The sequence below is a fragment of the Pseudoalteromonas sp. MM1 genome (assembly GCF_030296835.1).
Classification (GTDB): domain Bacteria; phylum Pseudomonadota; class Gammaproteobacteria; order Enterobacterales; family Alteromonadaceae; genus Pseudoalteromonas.
Genome location: NZ_AP027922.1, coordinates 1,563,867 through 1,583,613, shown reverse-complemented (window position 1 = coordinate 1,583,613; position 19,747 = coordinate 1,563,867). Strand labels below are relative to the sequence as shown.

Below are 19,747 nucleotides of genomic sequence, written 5' to 3'. Positions count from 1 at the left end.
TCAAAATGAGAACTTTGTTACGCAGGTAGCAACACGTTTTACCCCTAAATGATTAAGTATTATTATGGATTGCTGTTATACGTGCGGCTCTGGATTAAATAAAGTGCAGTAACATTATGAATAAAATTTTAAATGCCAACAGAATAAAAATAAGCAACCAAATAAAGCAACATAAGTTAGTTGCTATACTTCGCTTAAAGCAACAAAGCGATGTAGCCCCTTTAATTAATTGCTTAGTTAATGCAGGCATTAGCACGCTAGAAATCACATCAAATACACCTGGCTTTGAGCAAGAAATAGCAAAAGCACGCGCAGCTTATAAAAATACACTCATTGGCGCTGGCACAATAATTAACACTGCCCTTGCGCAACAAGCGATTGATGCAGGTGCACAATTTATAGTTACACCAAATACTAATCAAGCCGTTGTAGAGCTTGCCCATCGCCATGGTTTACCTGTATTAATGGGTGCACTCACTCCTACCGATGTTGCCAATGCCATAGAGTATAACGCCGATATTATTAAGGTTTTTCCTGCTGGCAGTATGGGAGTTAATTACTTTAAAGCGCTAACGGGGCCTTTTTCTGATGTGCCATTAATGCCCGTAGGCGGCATTAATTTAGAGAACCTAACACATTGGTTTGCAGCGGGGGCATGCGCTGTGGCGGTAAGTAGCGATTTTAGTAAGCCGGTAAGTAACAAACAGCAATACGACACAATAAACCAATTGGTGTGCAAATACATATCAGCGCTCGCTCACTTAACAAACTAAATAATACAGCTAAAAGTGAGCTTTTATTAAGGGTAGTACGGCTTTAAAAACGCTCTTTTAATGCCCCAATTTCTTTTTGATTTTAGTTTGCCACTCAAGCGCAAGTTCGGGTAGTTCAAGTGCGGCTAGTAATACGCTTTCATAATCTGGGTATTTTTTATCGTAAAAAGCCTGAAACAACGCTTTAACAGTAATATTATGGGTGGCCTTTTGCTCAATAGTAACTGCATCACCCGTTTTAGCAACACCTTGCTCCAGCACTTTAAAATAAACACCGGTATGGTAATACTGAGTAAACAATTTTAGGCTTTGTTTATTGTTCAGTGCAATAGCCAATTTAAAGCACGGCACACGCGGTTGGCTTACTTCAAGCAGTGCGCTGCCAACGCGAATACGATCGCCTATATGAATATTAGCTTCATCTAGATCTGAAATAGTAAAGTTCTCACCAAAGGCACCAGCAGATAAATCATTATTGTTTAGAGTTTGTCTCCAGTAATCGTAATGATTATGAGAAAACGCATAAACCGCCTTATCTACCCCGCCATGGTTAACTAAATCAGCTTGCTCATCACCCGCTATTGTAAGCTTTTCAATAACCACAGGTTCATTGATTGGTGTTTTAAAAATACCAGTTTTAACCTCTTTGCCGTTATGAATAACCGTTTTTATTTTAGATATATTGGTAGAAATTATTTTCATATAAAACCTGTGATTAAAACTTTAAATAGACGCCAACTAAATTATATTATTATCAATAACCTATATTAACAGGCATTAACTAGAGCTAAGTGCAATATACAGTAGGCCAGAAAGAGGCAAGCTCAAAATAAAAACATAACCATAAAAAAAGGCGATACCCCCAGCAGAAGTTTTATCAACACCACTACTCACAATAGCTCCGCCTATTGGAATAAGTAATAATATATTAATAAATGTGCATAAAATAAATGCATCCCCAAATGCTGAAATAACTGACGCAGCAATGCATAAAGCTAGCACGAGCATATTGCTCAGTCCGTCTTTAATTTGTCGCTTCTTTTCGATGATTTTTATAATAAAAACACTAACAAGTAGTCCAAAAAAATAAAATGAGGGCCAAAATGTTTCATACCAGTTTTCAACTATAAAATGACCAATTAACCAATAAAAGAACCCAAATGCTAAAAGAAATGAAACAATTGAAGTTAGGATAGTGCTCGTATTTATTTTTCTTGTCATCACATATTTAAAGTTTAGTGATAACGATAAAAAAGTGACACTATCGTAATTATAAATAGTAAAACGAATGAACCCCAAAAATCGTCTGCCGATAGATATGCAAGACTCGGCGTAACCCCCAATACAAGTTGGTTAATTGACTTATTTTCTGATGAATATTTGGCTTTTGCGTACAACGCAAAGTAAATACAGAACGGTTGTAAAAAAATAGCCAATAGTAACAGAGTGTAAATTTTCATCATTCATCCTTGATGATCAACAAAGTAAGATTATAAGTCAAAAATATATAACAACGTTAAAATAAGAAACACTACAAATACAGGGGTAAGCACATAGAAAAGGATATTTGCTATGGCTTTGTGTTTCTCTCTAAAGCGAAGCATGCCATTGTAAGTCGATCTAAAAAGTGGAAATGTAATAAAAGCTCTAAAAATTGCCCATGAAACTAAACTGCAGTGAAGTTTTATTTCAAACCAAAACTGTTCCGGATTAATGTTTAACGATTGACTCGGCGAGCTTTTGGACCCTATTGACCAGCCAGTTAATAGTTCTAACATAATTATAAAAATAAGTAGAGCCGCTATCCAAAGGTAAGCTGACTCTATTGATTCTCTTTTTGAGATGAATTTTTTCATTAATGTTTTATAAACGCATTTATTTAAGCTTACACAGACCTACTTTTCCCACTTGTTTAACGCTTGCTTGTCGCTTTGTTTAAACTCAACCCAGTTTGATGAGTCTTTAAAATGCTCTTTTTTCCAAAACGTAGCCTGGTTTTTTAAGTAATCCATTATAAATTGTGCGCCTTCAAACGCCGCTTGGCGGTGGCGACTGGTTACGCCAACAAATACAATTTGCTCACCAAGGGCTAAATAACCGACTCGGTGAATAATGCTTATGCGAGCAAGTTGCCAGCGTGTTTGCGCTTGCTCGGCTATCGATTGCAGTAGTTGCTCAGTCATACCTGGGTAGTGCTCAAGCTCAAGCGCGATTACGTTATCGCCGCTACTAAATTCTCGCACAAGCCCTGTAAACGTCACTACGGCACCATCACTTTTGTTATCACTGCAAAGTGCGCCATGTTGCTCGCCTACTGAAAAGTCCTGCGTTTGTACGTTAATGCTTATACTCATTAGCCACCTGTCACGGGTGGAAAAAAAGCAAGTTCATCCCCTGCTTTTACAAGCTCATCGCTTGATGACATAGTTTGATTAAGCGCACACAATACATCACGCTCTTCAAGCCATGCCTGCCAATGCGGGTTTTGCTCAACCAGCATGTGTTTAAACGCTGTAATGCTAAGGGTGTGCGCTATATCAACGGTTAACTTATCGCACTTTAGGCGTTCTTTAAGTTGGCCAAAAAACAGTACGTTTACATGCCCTGCAGCTACATTAGTATTATTTAAATTAATCTCGCTGCCAGCTGCCATGCTTGCCTCCTGCTTTTTGCGTTACACGCATACCGTGTATTTCCATAAGCGGATCGGCGGCTTTACACATATCAAATAGTGTAAGGCTAGCCACAGATACGGCGGTGAGCGCTTCCATTTCAACGCCCGTTTTACCTGCTAGTTTACAGTAGCTGGTAACTTTAATTTGGCTATTTGCTTCATCAAGTTCAAAATCAACAGCCACTTTACTCAGTGCAAGCGGGTGACAAAGCGGAATTAAATCGGCACACTTTTTAGCGCCCTGAATACCCGCAATTCGGGCAACGCCTAGCACATCACCTTTTTTATTTTGATTAAGCAACACTTGCTCAAAAGCCTGTTTGCTCATTTTAATGTAGGCCTCGGCAGATGCATCGCGCAGAGTGACCTCTTTTAGCGATACATCAACCATATTTGCTTGGCCGTTTTCGTCTACGTGGCTCAGCATATTATTGCTCTCGCGATTCGCATTTTTTACCAATCGTAATATGCGGGGCAAAGTTACATGGCTTGTGCATTGAGTCTAACTGATCTTTTATAATACCTGTCCAGGCTGTTTTACATGCGCCTGTAGAGCCAGGCATACAAAAAATAACGGTGTTATTGGCAAGGCCTGCCAACGCACGCGATTGAATAGTTGAGTTACCAATTTCGCCGTACGAAATATGTCTAAATAGTTCACCAAATCCATCTACGCTTTTATCAAACAGCGGTGCAAATGCCTCTGGTGTTGAGTCGCGCTCAGTAAAGCCCGTACCACCGGTGACTAAAATAGCGTGAATGGTGTCATCGGCAATCCACTGCGAGGCAACGGCACGCATTTGATAAACATCATCTTTAACTATGTCTTTATCCGCTAAGTGATGACCCGCCTCAGTTAGCGCTTTAATTAAATAATGGCCTGAGGTATCCGTAATTTCATCGCGTGTATCGCTTACTGTCATTACGGCAATGTTTAGTGCGATTTGTGACTCAGTGGTATGGCTCATAGGGTTCTTCTCAGTAAATTAGGTTTATGTTGGTCAAATTGTTCATTAACAGCTCTAAATTGCGCCGGTGTATTGGTATTAACAAGTGCGTGCGCTGTATTACATTTTAGCGTTTTCACACCAATACTAAGGGTAAACTGTTTAATTGATTTATGACTATTTGCGTTTATGAGTAATTGTTTTAAATGACGTTTAACGCTTTGGTTGTTACGAATATACAGGGGTAACGGTTCATTTTCAAAGTGCCACGCATGTATTTGTGGCTGATTTGTTTGAAAGTAGGAATTATCGCTTGCTGCAGATGCAATTTGCGATAATAACGTGCAAGTAAGCAACGGCATATCAACAGCAGTTACAAGTATATCTTGCTCTGTTGCCATTAAGGTTGAATAAATCCCCCCAAGCGGGCCAGAATCTGGGTATATGTCAGGTATATATTGCCCATTAGCACTTTGTACATTACGACTTATAAGTACATTACTAGCTCCTGCTGCTGTTAATAACTCACATGCATTTTGCAGTAATGTTTTATTTTTTAAAATGAGATTGGCTTTATCGCTGCCCATTCTTGAAGATTGCCCTCCGGCGAGTACAACTCCCATAAACACGGCTTTATTACTCATTTTAGCCGCCCAACATAGCTAAATGGGTTGTGGCGCCCGTTAAGCGTTTATCAAGCTCATGGCTAATGGTTTTATTGCCCATTGCTGCTTGTATTGCTTTTACAGTGGCTGGCGTATCTTGCGCACTTAAATGCGCTCGTAAATCTATACCTTGCTCGGCAAATAAGCACAAATGTAATTTGCCTAATGACGATACTCTTAATCGGTTACAGCTTTTACAGAAATCTTTACTGTAGGGCATAATTAAGCCTATGCGCCCCTCAAAATCGGGATGACAAAACTCCTCTGCAGGGCCGTTTAATTTACCCCTCACTACCTGTAACCAACCTTTTGCTAAAAGCTGCGTTTTAACACTTTGCCCGCTTAAATGGTTTTGTTCAAAAAAGGTGGCACCATTACCTGTTTCCATTAATTCGATAAAGCGTACCGTTACTTTTTTATGTTTTACCCAGTCTAAAAAATCATTCAATTGGTTTTTATTAAACTGCTTAGCCAGCACGGCATTTATTTTTATGTCTTTTATGCCCAGCTCAATTGCCCGGTCTATCCCTTTTAAAATATGGGTTAGCTTGTCGTGTCCTGTAATTAATTTAAACATGCTCGGGTTTAAGCTATCAATACTAATATTTAGCGCATCTAAGCCAGCACTGTAAAACTCATCAATTTTATTAAATAAGTTAAAACCATTGGTTGTTATGGCGACTTTTTCTATGCCTGGGGTGTGTTTACATTGCTTTATAATGTCGGTTAAATCACTGCGTAAACACGGCTCACCGCCGGTAATACGCACTTTTTTTGTGCCAAGTTGCGCAAACGCATTTACTAAGGTGTTTATTTCGCTTTTATTTAAAAAGTTACGCGGGGTATCGCACTGATACCCATTCGGTAAACAATAGGTGCAACTAAAGTTACACACATCGGTAATTGAGAGGCGCAAATAGTTAAACTGCCGACCAAATTGATCATTAAGCATATGCTTCCTTGTTTATTTACATTTCAACTGCAACATCAATACTGTTAGCGTTTTGTGTACCATGTTGCTTTATTAATTGGCTTAACTGGGTTTTACACGAACCACAATTTGTACCGCATTTTAGTTTAGCCCCCAATTTATCTACTGTATTTTCACCACTTTTAATGGCGTTTATAATGGGCTGCTCACGTACTTTAAAGCAACTACATACTTGCGCGCCTTGGGTAAACTCTTCATCGGGCGTGGCGTACAGCAATGACTGTAATTGGCTAAAGGTTATTAAAGGCTCTGCAAATAAATGATTTATCCACTCAAGTGATATGTCTTTTTGAGCAGGTGAAATAACCGCAACAAACACTAGCTGCTCGTTTTGAATACATTGAACATGCATTGCTTTTTCACTGCCCATTGCCGACCACTGCCCTTGTAACCCTGTAAGGGTTTGGCAAAAATAAAGTAAGTCATTTTGTGCCTCATTAAGTGCTAATTGGTAATTTACACAATTACTTGCGTTAACTTTAAGCCAAAAGTCACTGGTTATTTTAAGCTCTGTTTTACTAAAAAGTTGCATGTACTGAGCAAACTGCGCTTTAACTAAATCAACGGCACCATGTTTACATTCAGCTTGGCCCGAAATAGGGTCTACAACCGATTGATAAACCCCACTTACTGTAGCGGATGAGGCAAATTGTTTGTTCCAGTGGATAGGCATAAAACACTCACCTTTACGTACGGCATCCGTTACTTTTGCATGCGCTGTAACCTGCCCAGTTTTAGCATTGGCAATTATTAAATCGTTTGCTTTTATATTTAATCTGCCGGCATCAATGGGGTTTATTTCAATGTATGGGCGGGTTATATGAGTAGAAAGCGCTGTACTTTTTCCGGTGCGGCTCATTGTATGCCATTGGTCGCGTATTCGCCCTGAGTTCATTACAAAAGGGTAATCGCTTGATGTTTGCTGCACAGGAAGTTTGGGCGTTATAGGTATAAAGCGGGCTTTTTTATCTGCAGTGCTAAATTGATTATTAGTAAAAACCCGCCCGTTTTTATATGGCTCCTTTTTTAGTACCGGCCACATAACGGGTTTTAAGTTATCGTACTGGGCTTTTGTAAGCCCAACTAAGCCAGAAAGGTTTAATAATCGACTGCCGTTATTTTCAAAATCAGTCAGTTGTGCCCATTCTTCAAAAATGCCGCTTGGGTCTGTAAAATCAAAACCTTCAAAACCCATTTTTTGTGCCACTAAGCACATTATTTGCCAATCGTTTTTAGCCCCAGAGAAAGGCTCAACTAGCGGGCGTTGCCTTGATATTCTGCGTTCTGAGTTAGTAACTGTGCCGTTTTTTTCGCCCCATCCGGTCGATGGAAACGCCACATTAGCAAATTTTAGCGTATCACTTTTGGCAATACAGTCAGACACAACCACCAGCTCACATTGCTCAAGTGCTTTTTGTATTGCTGCGTTATTAGGTAGGCTCACCATAGGGTTGGTTGCCATTACCCAAATAGCTTTTATTTTCCCTTTGGCTATTTCATCAAACATATCAATAGCATTACACCCTGCTTTTTTAGCTATTGTTGGTGATTGCCAAAAACGCTGCACTAACTGTTGGTGCGCGTCGTTTTCAATGTCTAAATGTGCTGCTAATTGATTTGCCAAGCCCCCTACTTCACGCCCACCCATTGCGTTAGGTTGCCCAGTTATTGAAAACGGCCCACAGCCAGGTTTTAACAATTTGCCCGACGCTAAGTGCGCATTTATAATGGCATTACACTTATCAACCCCTGAGCTTGATTGGTTAATACCCATTGAATAAAAACTAATGGCGGTTGGGCTTTTTGCAAATAAGGCGTAAAAGTCACTGACTAGCTGCGCGTCAATATCACAATAGTCACTTACCGCTTTTACACTCCACTTTTTCGCCTCTGCAAGCGCACTATCAAAGCCGTTTGTATGCTCATTAATAAATTGCGTATCTAAATAGTTTTGTTCACTTAAATAATTAAGTAAGCCGTTATAAAGTGCTGCGTCACTGCCTGGTTTTATATTTAAAAAGGTATCGGCAAGTTCGGCTGTATCGGTTTTTCGCGGGTCGATAACCACTACTTTCATGTTTGGATTAAGTTTTTTTGCGCGCTCCATACGCTGGTATAGCACCGGGTGTGTCCATGCTGCATTTGAGCCAATTAAAATAAGTAACTCAGTTTGCTCTAAATCTTCGTAGCTACATGGCACTACGTCCTCACCAAACGCTCGTTTATAACCGGCCACTGCCGATGACATACACAGCCTTGAGTTTGTATCTATATTGCCTGAACCTATGTAGCCTTTCATTAGTTTATTAGCAACGTAGTAATCTTCGGTGAGTAACTGCCCCGATACATAAAACGCAACCGAATCCGGCCCATGCTCTTTAATAATAGCGCTAAATTTATTAGCAACGTGTTGTGTTGCTGCATCCCAGCTAGCAGGTTTGTTATCAATAAGGGGCAATGTTAAGCGGTTATCAGTGCCGGTGGTGTCAAGCAAATGCGTGCCTTTAACACACAAGCGGCCAAAATTAGCGGGGTGCTCGCGCGTGCCTTCAAGTTTTGTTGGCGTATTATTTAATAATGAAATATCAACCCCACAGCCTACACCACAATAAGCGCAGGTAGTTTGTTTAAGCAAAGGCTTATTTGAACATGTGTTTAAAGATTCCATACTACTCTCTTATTGTTGGCGTTAAGCGCTCTGTGATACAGGTTCATCAACAGGGATAAGGGTGGCAATTTTATTATTAAGTGCACGACTAATAACGCTTTGCACTAATTTTTCACAGCCTCCACAGCCTGTACTTGCTTTAGTAGCTTGTTGCACCTTGTTTAAATCGCTACAGCCTTGTATTACAGCTTGCTCAATGGTGTGTTTTGTAACTTTGTGGCATGCACAAATAATGGCATCGCTTGGTAAATCATCAGCGCTTAGTTCACCCGTTTCACCTGCAAGCGGCATTATTAACGACTCTGCAGGCACACTAAGCTCTATACTATTTAAGTGGTACTGCAATAAGTTATCGTATTCGCTGGTATCGCCAACCAGCACAGCACCTATAAGTTTGTTGCCTTGCTCATTAGTGACTACTTTTTTGTAAATACCGTTTGGCTGATCTTCAAAATAATAGCTAACTGCGCCTTCAGTGCGTGCGTGGGCATCACCAATTGAGCCCACTTCAACACCCATTAATTTAAGCTTGGTGCTCATATCCGCGCCGCTAAATTCATCCGTGCTGTTTGAATAGTTGCTTAAAGGTGTGTTTGAAGCTGCACTCGAAGAAAGCTGTTTTAAAACATGCCCCGCCGCTACTTTTGCCATAGCGTAGCCCGGTGCTACAAGGCCAAAAATAAAGTTATTCCAAAGGGCGCACTCGCCTATGGCGTATATGTTTTTATCACTCGTTTGGCAATGGTTATTAATAACAATGCCGCCGCGCTCACCTATTTCTAAATTAAACTCGCGGGCTAAATTATCATAGGGGCGAATACCGGCCGAAAAAACAATCATATCGGTTTCTAGGCTTTGCCCCCCCTTAAAGCACATTTTATAGCGGCTGCTTTCACCCTCAATAATTTGCTCTGTCGCCACCGAGGTATGAACGGTAACGCCGAGCTCAGTAATTTTATTTTTCAGTAACCGCCCACCAGCAGCGTCTATTTGAACCCCCATAAGTTGTGGCGCAAATTCTATTACATGGGTTTGCAAGCCAAGCTGCTTTAGTGCATTTGCTGCTTCTAGCCCTAATAAACCGCCACCAATTACCACACCCACTTTGCTGGCATGTGCTGATTTTTTTATGGCGTGTAAATCGTTAATGGTTCTGTAAACTAGGCAATGCTCACGATCTTTACCTGGAATCGGTGGCACAAATGCAAATGACCCCGTTGCCAGTATTAACTTATCGTACGCAAATGTTTTGCCTTTAGAGGTAGTAACCGTTTTTGCTTCACGGTTTATATCAACCACTTTTGAATGGGTATGAAAACACACTTGCCAATCTTGATAGGTTTTACTGCAAGTAAGAGCTAAATCGTCTTCGGTTTTACCTTTAAAAAATGATGAAAGCTGAACACGGTCATAAGCGAGGCGGTCTTCACCGCTGAGCACGGTAATATCAACATTTTTGCTATCACCTTGTTGTGATACTAGCTGTTGCACAAAATGATGCCCCACCATTCCATTTCCGACGACGACAACACGCTGCTTGCTTGGCATTAAATTCACCTGTTTTGTTTAAAGTATCAATGCATAAATTAATACTTCAAACGTATAATTTGTTATGTATTTGTTATAGCAATATGCAAGCCAGATATATAAACCTTAACTTTCAGTGACTTAACAAAATTAGTGCGGTGAAGATGAGGTGAAAGCACCACAAGCTGGCGCTATTGCACCAACTTGTAACGCGTTAGATTACATAACCAGAGTTTAGGTTAAAGACTTAAAACTTAGCGCTTACCCAAACCCACAGTTTTTGGGTGTCAACTTTGCCTGCAGCGCTATCGCCTGCAGCGCTATCGCCTGCAGAATAATCGGCAAATTTAGCGCCAACGGCATAGGTTTTATTAATAGGCTTAACGTATTGCACGTTTAGCTCTGAGCCTAAATCATCAACTCCATTGACGCTGTCGTTTGCATCAAAGTTGTGATACGCCACTAACCATTTACCGTCAAAGGCTTTACCACTTAAACTTACATAAATATCATCAAGTCCTTGTGCAGGTGTTGCTAAAAATGTATCTGCCCAACCATTAAATTTATGCATTGTGGCAAGCGGCGTAGCAAAACCATAATCGCCATTATCAGAACCCAGTGACTCAATACCAGCTTTTAATGTAACAGTTTCAATGCCTAAACCGGCTAAATCAATACCGCCTTCAAGCGCATAGTAATCGGTGTCAAAATCACTCACGTTAGTTGAGGCAGATTGCGTTGCATATTCTGCTTTATAATAAACCTTAGTATCGCTGAGTGTTTTATTCCCCTTAAATGAAACACCATAGGTATCTAAGCTGTCATCATCTACTGCGTCGTTACTCAGTAAGTAACTGTATAAAACCACTTTACCTACGCTTGTTTTAAAGCTTGCATTAATAAGGTGATCGGATGAATCAATATCTTTGCTATCGGCAAATATACGGTTGCGCTTGCTTATGTAGCTATAGTGCAAGTTAATATCATTAAATGTGTAATTGACTGTTGCCGCATCAAAGGTCTGCCTGTCTTGCCTAAAGCCAACGTGTCCCACAAATCGTTGTCCATCAAGCGCTATTACTTGCCTACCAACTTTAACTGATAACGCATCTTTAGCGTACTTAACAAAAGCCTGATCGACCTCTGTGGTTTCTGGGTCGGCTATGACTGAATAATTAGTATTTTTGCCCAAGGTATTGTTGTAATCGTCTACACCTAACAGGCTTCGGCTATCTTCTACCTCTAATAATGCAGAAAAACCATTTACCTCGTCAGTTTTATGCGTAAGTCGGGTGCGCAGCGTTAGGCTACTTGCATCTTTTAATGCGTTATCTTGCTCAGCACTCTCAAAACGCAGTCTAAAATTAAGGTCGGTTTGCGCTGCAACACTAATTGAAGGCGCAGCAATGCACCCTATCATTAAAATAATAGGTAAGTTATTTTTATAATTTAACATGTTGGTCTCTTAGTTTTTAATTATGAGCACGCACAATAAAATGATAAATAAACACATCGAAATGCTCTTCCAGACTAATACTGGATCGCGTTTCATTATTGAAATTTTGTTGGCTGAACTCTGTAATTGTGGATTAGGTTTAGTAATATCTGTTAAAAACTCAGAAAATGCGTGGTATCTGAGCTCTGGCTTTGGCGCAAGTGCTTTCATTAAAGCCTGATCTAACCAAAAAGGTATATCTGCTCGGTACTTGCGAATACTTGTGTATTGCCAATGGCTGTAATCAATGGGGGTATGATTTATTGGCAATGTTTTGTAAGGCAGCTTTGAGCACAATAGCTCGTAAGCAATCACCCCAAGCGAAAACATATCGCTTTTAAAATCAGCATGCAGCGAAATAAGTGTTTCAGGAGCCGTGTAATCTACCGTACCTTGCGGGCACTCATCGGCTATTTGCTTAACCGATTCATCCATAGCAGCAACACTTGCGGTACCGTAATCGATTAACGTTACTTTACCGTGTGTATCTATCATAATGTTATCGAGTTTTAAATCACGGTGCACCATATCTAATCGCTGAAAAGCCCTTAGCGCATGCACTATTTGTTCAACAATACTGCGTACTTTAGCTATTTCTAAATACGGTACATCGTGTTTATAATCACTGAGGGTTTGCCCGTCCATGTACTCGCAAATATGATATAAAAATCGGCTTTGCGACTGCGTATTTAAAACCTTCATAACATTTGGATGATCAATACGTTGCCCTACCCACCCTTCGCGTATAAAACCTTGAAGATAGTGTACATCGTCTTCAAAATTTACCGACGGTGCCTTTAATACAACCGGTGGCGTATTCGGCGCTTGTTGCACTAAGTAAATGTGAGATCGGCTACTTTCGTTGATTTTACGAATTACCGTGTATCCATCAATTACTTGTCCAACGTTTAACGCGGGTGGAATTTTTCGCTGCGTTAACGTTTGATAAAGCTCATCTAGATTCTGCTGCGCAATACTGTTTACTTTTACGAGTAAACAGCTCACGTTATCATCGCTTCCTTGTGCTATGGCACGTGAGGTTATAGCTTTAGCAGCAAGCTCTAAATTGCTGTGGGCGTTTATTTCGTTAACTATTTCACTGTAAGGCAATACATCGTGTACACCATCGCAAGTAAGTACGTAAATATCATCGGCTTTTAACTCAACTTCGTAAACATCAATTTCTTGATGTGGCTGAGCGCCTAAAGCACGAGTAAGCGTATCATTTACTTTATGGTCGCGCGTTATCGCCTCTATTTGATTATCACGTAAACGCGTAATACGTGTATCCCCTAAATGAAATATATACCCCGTAGCCGATTTTAAAATAAGCGCTGTAAAGGTGGTCATCCAATCAGCTTGACGTTGCCCTAAATAGTTATAGTTTCTTGATTGCGAATATAACCACTGATTTAAACTCGCCAATACCTTAGACACTGATTTTTTAACAGCCCAGCTGTCGGGTGTATTTAAATACTCATTTATGAAATGAGTAACACTAAGCTGCGATGCCTGTTTGGCATTTTTTGCCGATGAACACCCATCTGCTAGGCAAGCAACAGCTCCTTTTGTTTCTTTTTGTTCGTGCTCAGTATTTAAAGCAGCAAACGCATCTTGATTTTCATCTTTTATACCCGCGGCACTATGACCACCAAAAGAAACATCCAGCGTATTTTTGCGCACTTTAGCATGTTGGGTTTCATCAAACATTGTAAACGCTACCTTAAGTAACTGAGATTAGTTCAACAGAGCCATCTTCGTTTACTTCTGTCATGTGGCCATCTGGTTCTTTCATAAAAAATAATGCAGCTAAACCTAACAATGCACTTGCAGCGATAATCATAAAGAAGGTTTGATAATCAACTAATGATAGCGCCGTTAAATACACAACCGCCCCTACGTTACCGTATGCACCGGTCATACCAGCAATTTGCCCTGTTAAACGGCGTTTAATTAGTGGCACAGCAGCAAAAACAGCGCCTTCGCCCGCTTGTACAAAGAACGAACATGCCATAGCAGCCGCTACCGCAAGCCAAAGTGGCCAGCTAGCATCAACTAAACCCATTACAAAGTAACCAACAGCTAAACCTGAAGTAAGTACAATAAGTGTTTTACGGCGGCCCATTCTATCTGAGATCCAACCACCACCAGGGCGCGAGGCTAGGTTCATAAATGCATAAGCAGATGCAAGTAAACCCGCGTACACCATATCAAGGCCAAATACTTCACTAAAAAATAACGGTAACATTGAGACTACAGCCAGCTCTGAACCAAAAGTAGTAAAGTAGAGAATATTTAACACAGCAACTTGCTTAAACTCGTAACGGTGCGATTCTGGCACGGGTTGTTTAAAAATATGGCCATTAATGTCATAAGTTTTATAAACTTCATAAAGGTAAAGCAGTACTAAAAATGCATATGTGCCAATGACAAAGTTTTCAGAGAGTAAACTTGCACCCGATGGTGATAATTTCCATGTAAGTAACGCTAATGCGCCGTACATAGGCAGTTTCATAATTAGTAATAATACAAAGTCACCTTTACTTGTAACTTCCATTGCGCCGACTTTTTTAGGCTTAAAGTACGTGCCACCTTTAGGTGTGTCCGATACATTTAAATACCAAATAACACCAAAAATTACACTTAATACACCTGTTAATCCAATCGCGTAGCGCCAGCCATCATCACCACCAAACATAAGTGCTAACACTGGCAGTAACATTGCCGCTGCTGCCGAGCCAAAATTACCCCAGCCACCATAAATACCCTCAGCTGTGCCAAGTTCATTAGCCGGAAACCATTCGCTCACCATACGAATGCCCACTACAAAGCCCGCACCAATAAAGCCCATTGCAAAACGCGCGATAGCGGCTTGTTCAAATGTGCTGGCCATTGCAAACATAAAACACGGAATGCTACATAAAATCAGTAAGGCGGCATAAACAATACGGGGGCCAAATTTATCTGTTAGCATGCCTACAACAACACGCGCGGGAATAGTTAAAGCTACATTTAAAATTAATAGCGTTTTTACCTGTGCCATAGTTATGCCTAACGAGCCCGCTATGGCACCTAGTAATGGCGCATGGTTAAACCATACAAAAAAAGAGATAAAAAACACCATCCAGCTTAAATGTAGTATTTTCATTTTTCCGCTAAACGATATGAGATTAAACCCAGTATTCGGTTGCATAATTTTTTCCTTGTAACGATTATTGTTTTAAGCAGCGGGTACAACTTTAGTAGTAATAACACTGCGACTATTGTTAAATTAACGTTAACCGCTTTCAGCAATTACTAAGCCAATAATTATTAGTTATGTTTTTCAAGGGCTTAGATTTTTTGGAAATATTATTTATTTTGCTTTGCACTATTTAAGCAGTCGCAATGAGCGTAAACAGTGCAAAGAATTTTTAAGCTTTACTTGCTCTAGCTTTTAACTAATTGGTATTGTTTAAAAAAATTATGAGAAAAAATAAATGCAAAAACCGCCTTTAACCTATCAGCAGCAATTACGCTATTCACGCCATATTATGCTTCCTCAGCTGGATATCGATGGACAAGAAAAAATATGGCAAAGTCATGTTCTTATAGTGGGATTAGGTGGATTAGGCTGTCCAGTTGCGCAGTATTTAGCGGCATCGGGCGTAGGGCGTTTAACGCTTGTAGATAACGATGTGGTTGAAGCAACTAACTTGCAAAGGCAAGTGCTTTATAAGCCAAGCGATGTAGGGTTCTTGAAAACCCACAGTGCAAAAAAGCAATTAACTCTTTTAAATAATGAAATAGAAATACACACAATTGATGAGTTTTTAGATGAAAGCTCGCACCTTGAGCACTTATTTAGCAAAGTAGATGTTGTTATTGACTGCTCTGATAACTTAGCAACACGTAATTTACTCAACAGTGCTTGCTATAATACTAGTACGCCTTTGGTTTCTGGCTCTGCTATTAGGTTTGAGGGGCAAGTTGCTTGTTTTACAATGGCCCCCAATAGCCATTGTTACGGGTGCGTGTCACAGCTCTTTGGCGAACAAACTCAAAGCTGCTCAGAGTCAGGCGTGCTCTCCCCTATTGTAGGCCTTATTGGCAGTATTCAAGCAACTGAAGCCCTTAAAATTATTGCAGGACTGCCTAGTAAACTCACCGAGCAGCTATTACTTGTAGATGGTTTAAGTATGGAATTTAACCGTTTTAATATTGTTAAAAATAAGCACTGCCCTGTTTGCAGCGCTTAATTTAGTACATTGTAAATACATGACTGCTTTTAAAAGCCTAATTTAGCGTTTCTAAATTATTTATTGTCAAATAAATCTGCTCGCCTAGGCTTACAGCACTTTGCTGCCATTGCCTTTTAGACACCGCGCAATACAGTAATTGCGTATCTACATTTACAGTAAGTAACCACTGCTCATCGAGCTGCTGAGCATTTTCGAGAAGCCCTGTTAGTACGTTTGCACTACTCTCGTTGGCCGGCTTTGCCTTACTGTAGATAATTTGGCTGCTTTCTATAATTAATTTATGACTTTGTTTTACAAGCGAAGGCAATACATATAAGTGCTGTAAGCTATTGCTAAGAGTAAGCTGGTATAGGCCAAAAGCATCATTAAACTCAGCCTTGCTGTAGCTAAGTATACTCAGTGGCGTTTGGCTCTTATTTGTATAAATACTTTGCACCACTTGTTGTGTTGCCCCAAACTTGAGCACGTTGCCTTTCGCTATATGTATTAATGTATCGCTACAATAAAGCAGCTCTTTTAAAGAGTGGCTAACAATAATAAATTTAATACCATGGGATTTATTGAGTTGTTGCACTACCCCCAACATAGTAAAACGCGTTGACCAATCTAAGGCACTAAAGGCCTCATCAAGTAAAATTACAGATTGCCCACTTAGCAGTGTTCTTGCAAAAGTTACGCGCTGACGTTCTCCGCCCGAAAGCCCCGACACATCACGATTTAGTAATGGCTTAAGCGCTAATAAATCAATCACCAACTCAGGGGTTAGGTTGTTGCTTTTATTTTTACAATGCTTGTGAGTAAACAATAAATTGCCCATCACATTTAAATGTGGAAATAACGGACACGACTGCAACTGCAAAGTAAGAAGGCGTTTATCAGGGTTTAAATGAGTAATGTTGTGATCATTTATACACACATTTTGCGAGTGAGATAAACCCGCTATAGCTTGCAATAAACTCGACTTACCTGAGCCCGAAGGGCCAAACACCCCTAAAATATCAAATTGATTTATAGTTAAATCAATATTTAGTTCAAAATCATCCAAACGTTGATGACATTTTATTTTAAGCACGATTAGCAGCTCCGTTTATCACGGTTTTATTAAATTTAAACAACAACACTAAACACGCAAACGAAATGGCCAGTAATACCAATGACAATTGATGAGCTGCCCCATAATTAAGTGACTCTACATGGTCGTACAACGCAATAGACACCACTTGGGTTTCGCCTTGTATATTGCCACCAATCATAAGCACTAGACCAAATTCCCCTAATGTATGGGCAAAACCTAACGCAAAGGCACTGCCGATACTTGGCTTTAATAGCGGTAAAGTTAAATACATAAATCGTTTAAATGGGCTAATACCCAAAGCAATTGCAGCTTGATTGTAGGTGGTATTTATTTGTTTAAAACCAGCCAGTAACGGCTGCATCACAAAAGGAAGTGAATAAAAGAGTGAGCCAATAACCACCCCCTGAAAACTAAACGCAAGTTGCGTCCCCGTTAACCAAAACCAAAACTGACCAAATGCATGAGTAGGTGAAAACAACACCAATAAATAAAACCCCATTAGCGTAGGCGGTAGCACCAAAGGCATTGCTATAAGCGCTTCTAATATAGGTTTTAACTTACCTTTATAACTGGCCAACTGCCATGCAAGCGGAATGCATATAATCAACAAAATAGCGGCCGTTATAAAGGCGAGTTTAATTGTAAGCCACAGCGCCGTAATATCACTTGCTAACATCACTTCCCTTTGCTTTGTAGCCTAGTTCTAATAATGTTTTTTCGGTTGAGGGAGCATTTAAAAAAGCCATAAACTTTTTCGCTGTTGTTAAATGCTTAGAAGCGCTAATAATTACGCCTTGCTGTGTTATTTGAGGATATTTTGCAGTGTCGATAAGCGAGTAATTTAAGTATTTTTTATTTTTAGTTTTACGATACGCAGACTTTAACGTAGATAACGCGACCAAACCCTTAGCAGCATTACCTGTTTCTACAAACTGAAACGCATGGGTAATATTATTTGCATACACAAACTCATAAGGTGTTTTTATATAGTTTTTAGCATAGTGTGCTGATGATTGCCCATAAGGCGAAAACCGAGGGTTAGCAATAGCCAATTTATTATTAATAATTGAGTTGCTTGGCTGCCAAAGCGCTAATAAACCTATTGCATAGGTGGTTAAGCTATCTTTGATGGCAAAACCATCTTTGATAAGTGCTTGTGGACGCATCGCATCGGCTGATAAAAAAATATCGTAAGGCGCTCCATGCATAATTTGTGAGTGTAATACGCCGCTAGAAGCAGCTGATATTTTAATATTAATATTTTTCAGGGCTGGGTTAGTTACCAGCGTTTGCAGCACAGGTTTAAAATTGCTCGCCACTGCGATATGCAGTGTTTCTTTTGCGTTAAGTGGCTTGCTAAATACCACTAACAGTAATAACAAATAACCACACCATGTATTGTAAAGCTTTAACATTATAAGTATTGTTTTAAAAATCAGTCACATTATAAAAAACAATATATATGAACGATGTATGCAATGCACCTGGTTTATTACCAGTAGAAACCGCAATAAGTAACATGCTAAGCGCTATTAGCTTCAATAAAGCAGCAGAAACCATTTCTATTATGCGCAGCGCTGGCCGTGTTTTAGCAAGTGATATTAAATCTAGTATTAATGTGCCTGCTCACGATAATTCGGCAATGGATGGGTATGCACTATGCCTAAGTGAAGGGCTAACCACCTATCAACAAGTAGGCAGCGTGTTTGCAGGGCAAACCTTTGAAGGCACTTTATCTGCCGGGCAATGCGTTAGAATAATGACCGGCGCGGCACTGCCACCTGGCGCTAATGCAGTCGTGATGCAAGAAAACGCCACTGCAGATAACGATAAAATAACATTTACGGGTAATATTGAGCTCAATAATAATGTGCGCTTTGCCGGCGAAGACATTGCAATAGACAGCATTGTTTTTAAAGCAGGCAGAAAACTAAAAGCAGTCGATATAGGCTTACTTGCCTCTATTGGCATTAGCCAAGTAAGCGTATATGAAACACTTAAAGTTGCGGTGTTTTCTACAGGGGATGAACTTATAGAGCCCGGCAATGCGCTTCCCGCTGGCGCTATTTATGAAAGTAATCGAGCAGTTATTTTAAGCGAGCTGCAAGATAGCAATATAGAAGTAATTGATTTTGGCATTATCGCTGATGATAAAAGCTTGATTAAAAATACATTTTTAAAAGCAAATGAGCAGGCAGATGCTGTAATTAGCTCTGGTGGTGTATCAGTTGGTGAAGCCGATTTTACCAAAGAAGTATTAAATGAAATTGGCGATATACACTTTTGGAAAATTGCCATGAAACCGGGCAAACCCTTTGCGTTTGGTAAATTACCTAACAGCTACTTTTTTGGTTTACCAGGTAACCCCGTATCGGCAGCCGTTACGCTTGAGCGACTTGTAAAACCCGCTCTTACAAAACTTTCAGGTAATGAACATACTGCTAAATTACGTTTAAAAGCAACTACCACAGCGCTGATCAAAAAGCGCCCTGGCCGTACCGACTTTCAACGCGGTATAGCCAGCACCGACGAAAACAATAATCTGCTGGTAACGCCTATAAACAAACAAGGTTCGGGGGTGCTTTCATCGCTTAGTCAAGCAAATTGCCTTATTGTGGTACCAGCCGAAAGTGGCAATATTGCGAAAGACGAAACCGTAGAAATAGAGCTATTATAGCTTATGCAAATTTG

19 protein-coding genes are annotated in these 19,747 nt (G+C 40.1%); 3 read left to right on the top strand and 16 right to left on the bottom strand.

Features of this window, described 5'->3' with window-relative positions:
* Nucleotides 1-116: 116 nt before the first annotated feature.
* A complete protein-coding gene (locus QUE46_RS07210) occupies nt 117-773 on the top strand; it encodes a bifunctional 4-hydroxy-2-oxoglutarate aldolase/2-dehydro-3-deoxy-phosphogluconate aldolase (protein WP_286247201.1) in 657 nt (218 codons plus the stop codon).
* A gap of 57 nt (nt 774-830) precedes the next feature.
* Here QUE46_RS07210 and QUE46_RS07205 read toward each other — a convergent pair whose 3' ends face one another.
* The 13 genes from QUE46_RS07205 to QUE46_RS07145 form a co-directional block, all read right to left on the bottom strand.
* Complete coding sequence (locus tag QUE46_RS07205) at nt 831-1,475, bottom strand: MOSC domain-containing protein (protein WP_286247199.1); 645 nt, start codon at nt 1,473-1,475, stop codon at nt 831-833.
* 75 nt (nt 1,476-1,550) lie between these two features.
* Nucleotides 1,551-1,997, bottom strand: coding sequence for a hypothetical protein (locus QUE46_RS07200; RefSeq protein WP_286247198.1), 447 nt, complete (start codon nt 1,995-1,997; stop codon nt 1,551-1,553).
* A gap of 671 nt (nt 1,998-2,668) precedes the next feature.
* The gene (moaE, locus tag QUE46_RS07195; RefSeq protein WP_286247197.1) at nt 2,669-3,127 is read right to left on the bottom strand and encodes a molybdopterin synthase catalytic subunit MoaE; all 459 of its coding nucleotides are present in this window, start codon (nt 3,125-3,127) and stop codon (nt 2,669-2,671) included.
* Nucleotides 3,127-3,426 carry a MoaD/ThiS family protein gene (locus QUE46_RS07190; RefSeq protein WP_286247195.1) on the bottom strand — a complete coding sequence of 100 codons (300 nt, stop codon included), beginning with the start codon at nt 3,424-3,426 and terminating at the stop codon, nt 3,127-3,129. Before QUE46_RS07190 ends, moaE begins: the two co-directional genes overlap by 1 nt.
* Nucleotides 3,404-3,874, bottom strand: coding sequence for a cyclic pyranopterin monophosphate synthase MoaC (moaC, locus tag QUE46_RS07185; protein ID WP_286247193.1), 471 nt, complete (start codon nt 3,872-3,874; stop codon nt 3,404-3,406). The genes QUE46_RS07190 and moaC overlap by 23 nt, the downstream gene beginning before the upstream one ends.
* Nucleotide 3,875: 1 nt before the next feature.
* A complete protein-coding gene (moaB, locus tag QUE46_RS07180; protein WP_004587753.1) occupies nt 3,876-4,415 on the bottom strand; it encodes a molybdenum cofactor biosynthesis protein B in 540 nt (179 codons plus the stop codon).
* Complete coding sequence (locus tag QUE46_RS07175) at nt 4,412-5,038, bottom strand: molybdenum cofactor guanylyltransferase (protein WP_286247185.1); 627 nt, start codon at nt 5,036-5,038, stop codon at nt 4,412-4,414. The genes moaB and QUE46_RS07175 overlap by 4 nt, the downstream gene beginning before the upstream one ends.
* A 1-nt stretch (nt 5,039) precedes the next feature.
* Nucleotides 5,040-6,011: a GTP 3',8-cyclase MoaA gene (gene moaA, locus QUE46_RS07170; protein WP_286247184.1), complete on the bottom strand. Its 972-nt coding sequence runs from the start codon at nt 6,009-6,011 to the stop codon at nt 5,040-5,042.
* 16 nt (nt 6,012-6,027) lie between these two features.
* Nucleotides 6,028-8,718, bottom strand: coding sequence for a nitrate reductase (locus QUE46_RS07165; protein WP_286247183.1), 2,691 nt, complete (start codon nt 8,716-8,718; stop codon nt 6,028-6,030).
* 21 nt (nt 8,719-8,739) lie between these two features.
* The gene (locus QUE46_RS07160) at nt 8,740-10,266 is read right to left on the bottom strand and encodes an FAD-dependent oxidoreductase (RefSeq protein ID WP_286247181.1); all 1,527 of its coding nucleotides are present in this window, start codon (nt 10,264-10,266) and stop codon (nt 8,740-8,742) included.
* A gap of 226 nt (nt 10,267-10,492) precedes the next feature.
* On the bottom strand, nt 10,493-11,701 hold the full coding sequence (locus QUE46_RS07155; RefSeq protein ID WP_286247179.1) for an alginate export family protein: 1,209 nt from the start codon (nt 11,699-11,701) through the stop codon (nt 10,493-10,495).
* 9 nt (nt 11,702-11,710) lie between these two features.
* On the bottom strand, nt 11,711-13,450 hold the full coding sequence (locus QUE46_RS07150) for a bifunctional protein-serine/threonine kinase/phosphatase (RefSeq protein WP_286247177.1): 1,740 nt from the start codon (nt 13,448-13,450) through the stop codon (nt 11,711-11,713).
* 13 nt (nt 13,451-13,463) lie between these two features.
* The gene (locus QUE46_RS07145; protein WP_286247176.1) at nt 13,464-14,933 is read right to left on the bottom strand and encodes a NarK family nitrate/nitrite MFS transporter; all 1,470 of its coding nucleotides are present in this window, start codon (nt 14,931-14,933) and stop codon (nt 13,464-13,466) included.
* A 286-nt stretch (nt 14,934-15,219) separates the two neighbouring features.
* On the opposite strand from QUE46_RS07145, the gene QUE46_RS07140 reads away from it, so the two are divergent.
* Entirely contained in the window at nt 15,220-15,978 is a 759-nt protein-coding gene (locus QUE46_RS07140) for a molybdopterin-synthase adenylyltransferase MoeB (RefSeq protein WP_286247173.1), read from the top strand.
* A gap of 37 nt (nt 15,979-16,015) precedes the next feature.
* Here the strand turns inward: QUE46_RS07140 and QUE46_RS07135 are convergent, their stop codons facing one another.
* From QUE46_RS07135 to modA, 3 genes are read right to left on the bottom strand one after another with little or no spacing between them, the layout of a single operon-like run.
* Nucleotides 16,016-17,053: an ATP-binding cassette domain-containing protein gene (locus QUE46_RS07135; RefSeq protein ID WP_286247171.1), complete on the bottom strand. Its 1,038-nt coding sequence runs from the start codon at nt 17,051-17,053 to the stop codon at nt 16,016-16,018.
* The gene (gene modB / locus QUE46_RS07130) at nt 17,046-17,732 is read right to left on the bottom strand and encodes a molybdate ABC transporter permease subunit (protein WP_286247169.1); all 687 of its coding nucleotides are present in this window, start codon (nt 17,730-17,732) and stop codon (nt 17,046-17,048) included. Before modB ends, QUE46_RS07135 begins: the two co-directional genes overlap by 8 nt.
* A complete protein-coding gene (gene modA / locus QUE46_RS07125; RefSeq protein ID WP_286247167.1) occupies nt 17,719-18,471 on the bottom strand; it encodes a molybdate ABC transporter substrate-binding protein in 753 nt (250 codons plus the stop codon). The genes modB and modA overlap by 14 nt, the downstream gene beginning before the upstream one ends.
* A 47-nt stretch (nt 18,472-18,518) precedes the next feature.
* Between modA and glp the strand changes: the two genes are divergently transcribed.
* Nucleotides 18,519-19,733 carry a gephyrin-like molybdotransferase Glp gene (gene glp, locus QUE46_RS07120; protein WP_286247165.1) on the top strand — a complete coding sequence of 405 codons (1,215 nt, stop codon included), beginning with the start codon at nt 18,519-18,521 and terminating at the stop codon, nt 19,731-19,733.
* Nucleotides 19,734-19,747 lie beyond the last annotated feature (14 nt).

What these genes read in the sequence shown, in the direction of transcription:
- QUE46_RS07210 (WP_286247201.1), top strand. Translation starts at nt 117, where the DNA reads ATGAATAAAATTTTAAATGCCAACAGAATAAAAATAAGCAACCAAATA.
- QUE46_RS07205 (WP_286247199.1), bottom strand. Translation starts at nt 1,475, where the DNA reads ATGAAAATAATTTCTACCAATATATCTAAAATAAAAACGGTTATTCAT.
- moaE (WP_286247197.1), bottom strand. Translation starts at nt 3,127, where the DNA reads ATGAGTATAAGCATTAACGTACAAACGCAGGACTTTTCAGTAGGCGAG.
- QUE46_RS07190 (WP_286247195.1), bottom strand. Translation starts at nt 3,426, where the DNA reads ATGGCAGCTGGCAGCGAGATTAATTTAAATAATACTAATGTAGCTGCA.
- moaC (WP_286247193.1), bottom strand. Translation starts at nt 3,874, where the DNA reads ATGCTGAGCCACGTAGACGAAAACGGCCAAGCAAATATGGTTGATGTA.
- moaB (WP_004587753.1), bottom strand. Translation starts at nt 4,415, where the DNA reads ATGAGCCATACCACTGAGTCACAAATCGCACTAAACATTGCCGTAATG.
- QUE46_RS07175 (WP_286247185.1), bottom strand. Translation starts at nt 5,038, where the DNA reads ATGAGTAATAAAGCCGTGTTTATGGGAGTTGTACTCGCCGGAGGGCAA.
- moaA (WP_286247184.1), bottom strand. Translation starts at nt 6,011, where the DNA reads ATGCTTAATGATCAATTTGGTCGGCAGTTTAACTATTTGCGCCTCTCA.
- QUE46_RS07165 (WP_286247183.1), bottom strand. Translation starts at nt 8,718, where the DNA reads ATGGAATCTTTAAACACATGTTCAAATAAGCCTTTGCTTAAACAAACT.
- QUE46_RS07160 (WP_286247181.1), bottom strand. Translation starts at nt 10,266, where the DNA reads ATGCCAAGCAAGCAGCGTGTTGTCGTCGTCGGAAATGGAATGGTGGGG.
- QUE46_RS07155 (WP_286247179.1), bottom strand. Translation starts at nt 11,701, where the DNA reads ATGTTAAATTATAAAAATAACTTACCTATTATTTTAATGATAGGGTGC.
- QUE46_RS07150 (WP_286247177.1), bottom strand. Translation starts at nt 13,450, where the DNA reads ATGTTTGATGAAACCCAACATGCTAAAGTGCGCAAAAATACGCTGGAT.
- QUE46_RS07145 (WP_286247176.1), bottom strand. Translation starts at nt 14,933, where the DNA reads ATGCAACCGAATACTGGGTTTAATCTCATATCGTTTAGCGGAAAAATG.
- QUE46_RS07140 (WP_286247173.1), top strand. Translation starts at nt 15,220, where the DNA reads ATGCAAAAACCGCCTTTAACCTATCAGCAGCAATTACGCTATTCACGC.
- modB (WP_286247169.1), bottom strand. Translation starts at nt 17,732, where the DNA reads ATGTTAGCAAGTGATATTACGGCGCTGTGGCTTACAATTAAACTCGCC.
- modA (WP_286247167.1), bottom strand. Translation starts at nt 18,471, where the DNA reads ATGTTAAAGCTTTACAATACATGGTGTGGTTATTTGTTATTACTGTTA.
- glp (WP_286247165.1), top strand. Translation starts at nt 18,519, where the DNA reads ATGAACGATGTATGCAATGCACCTGGTTTATTACCAGTAGAAACCGCA.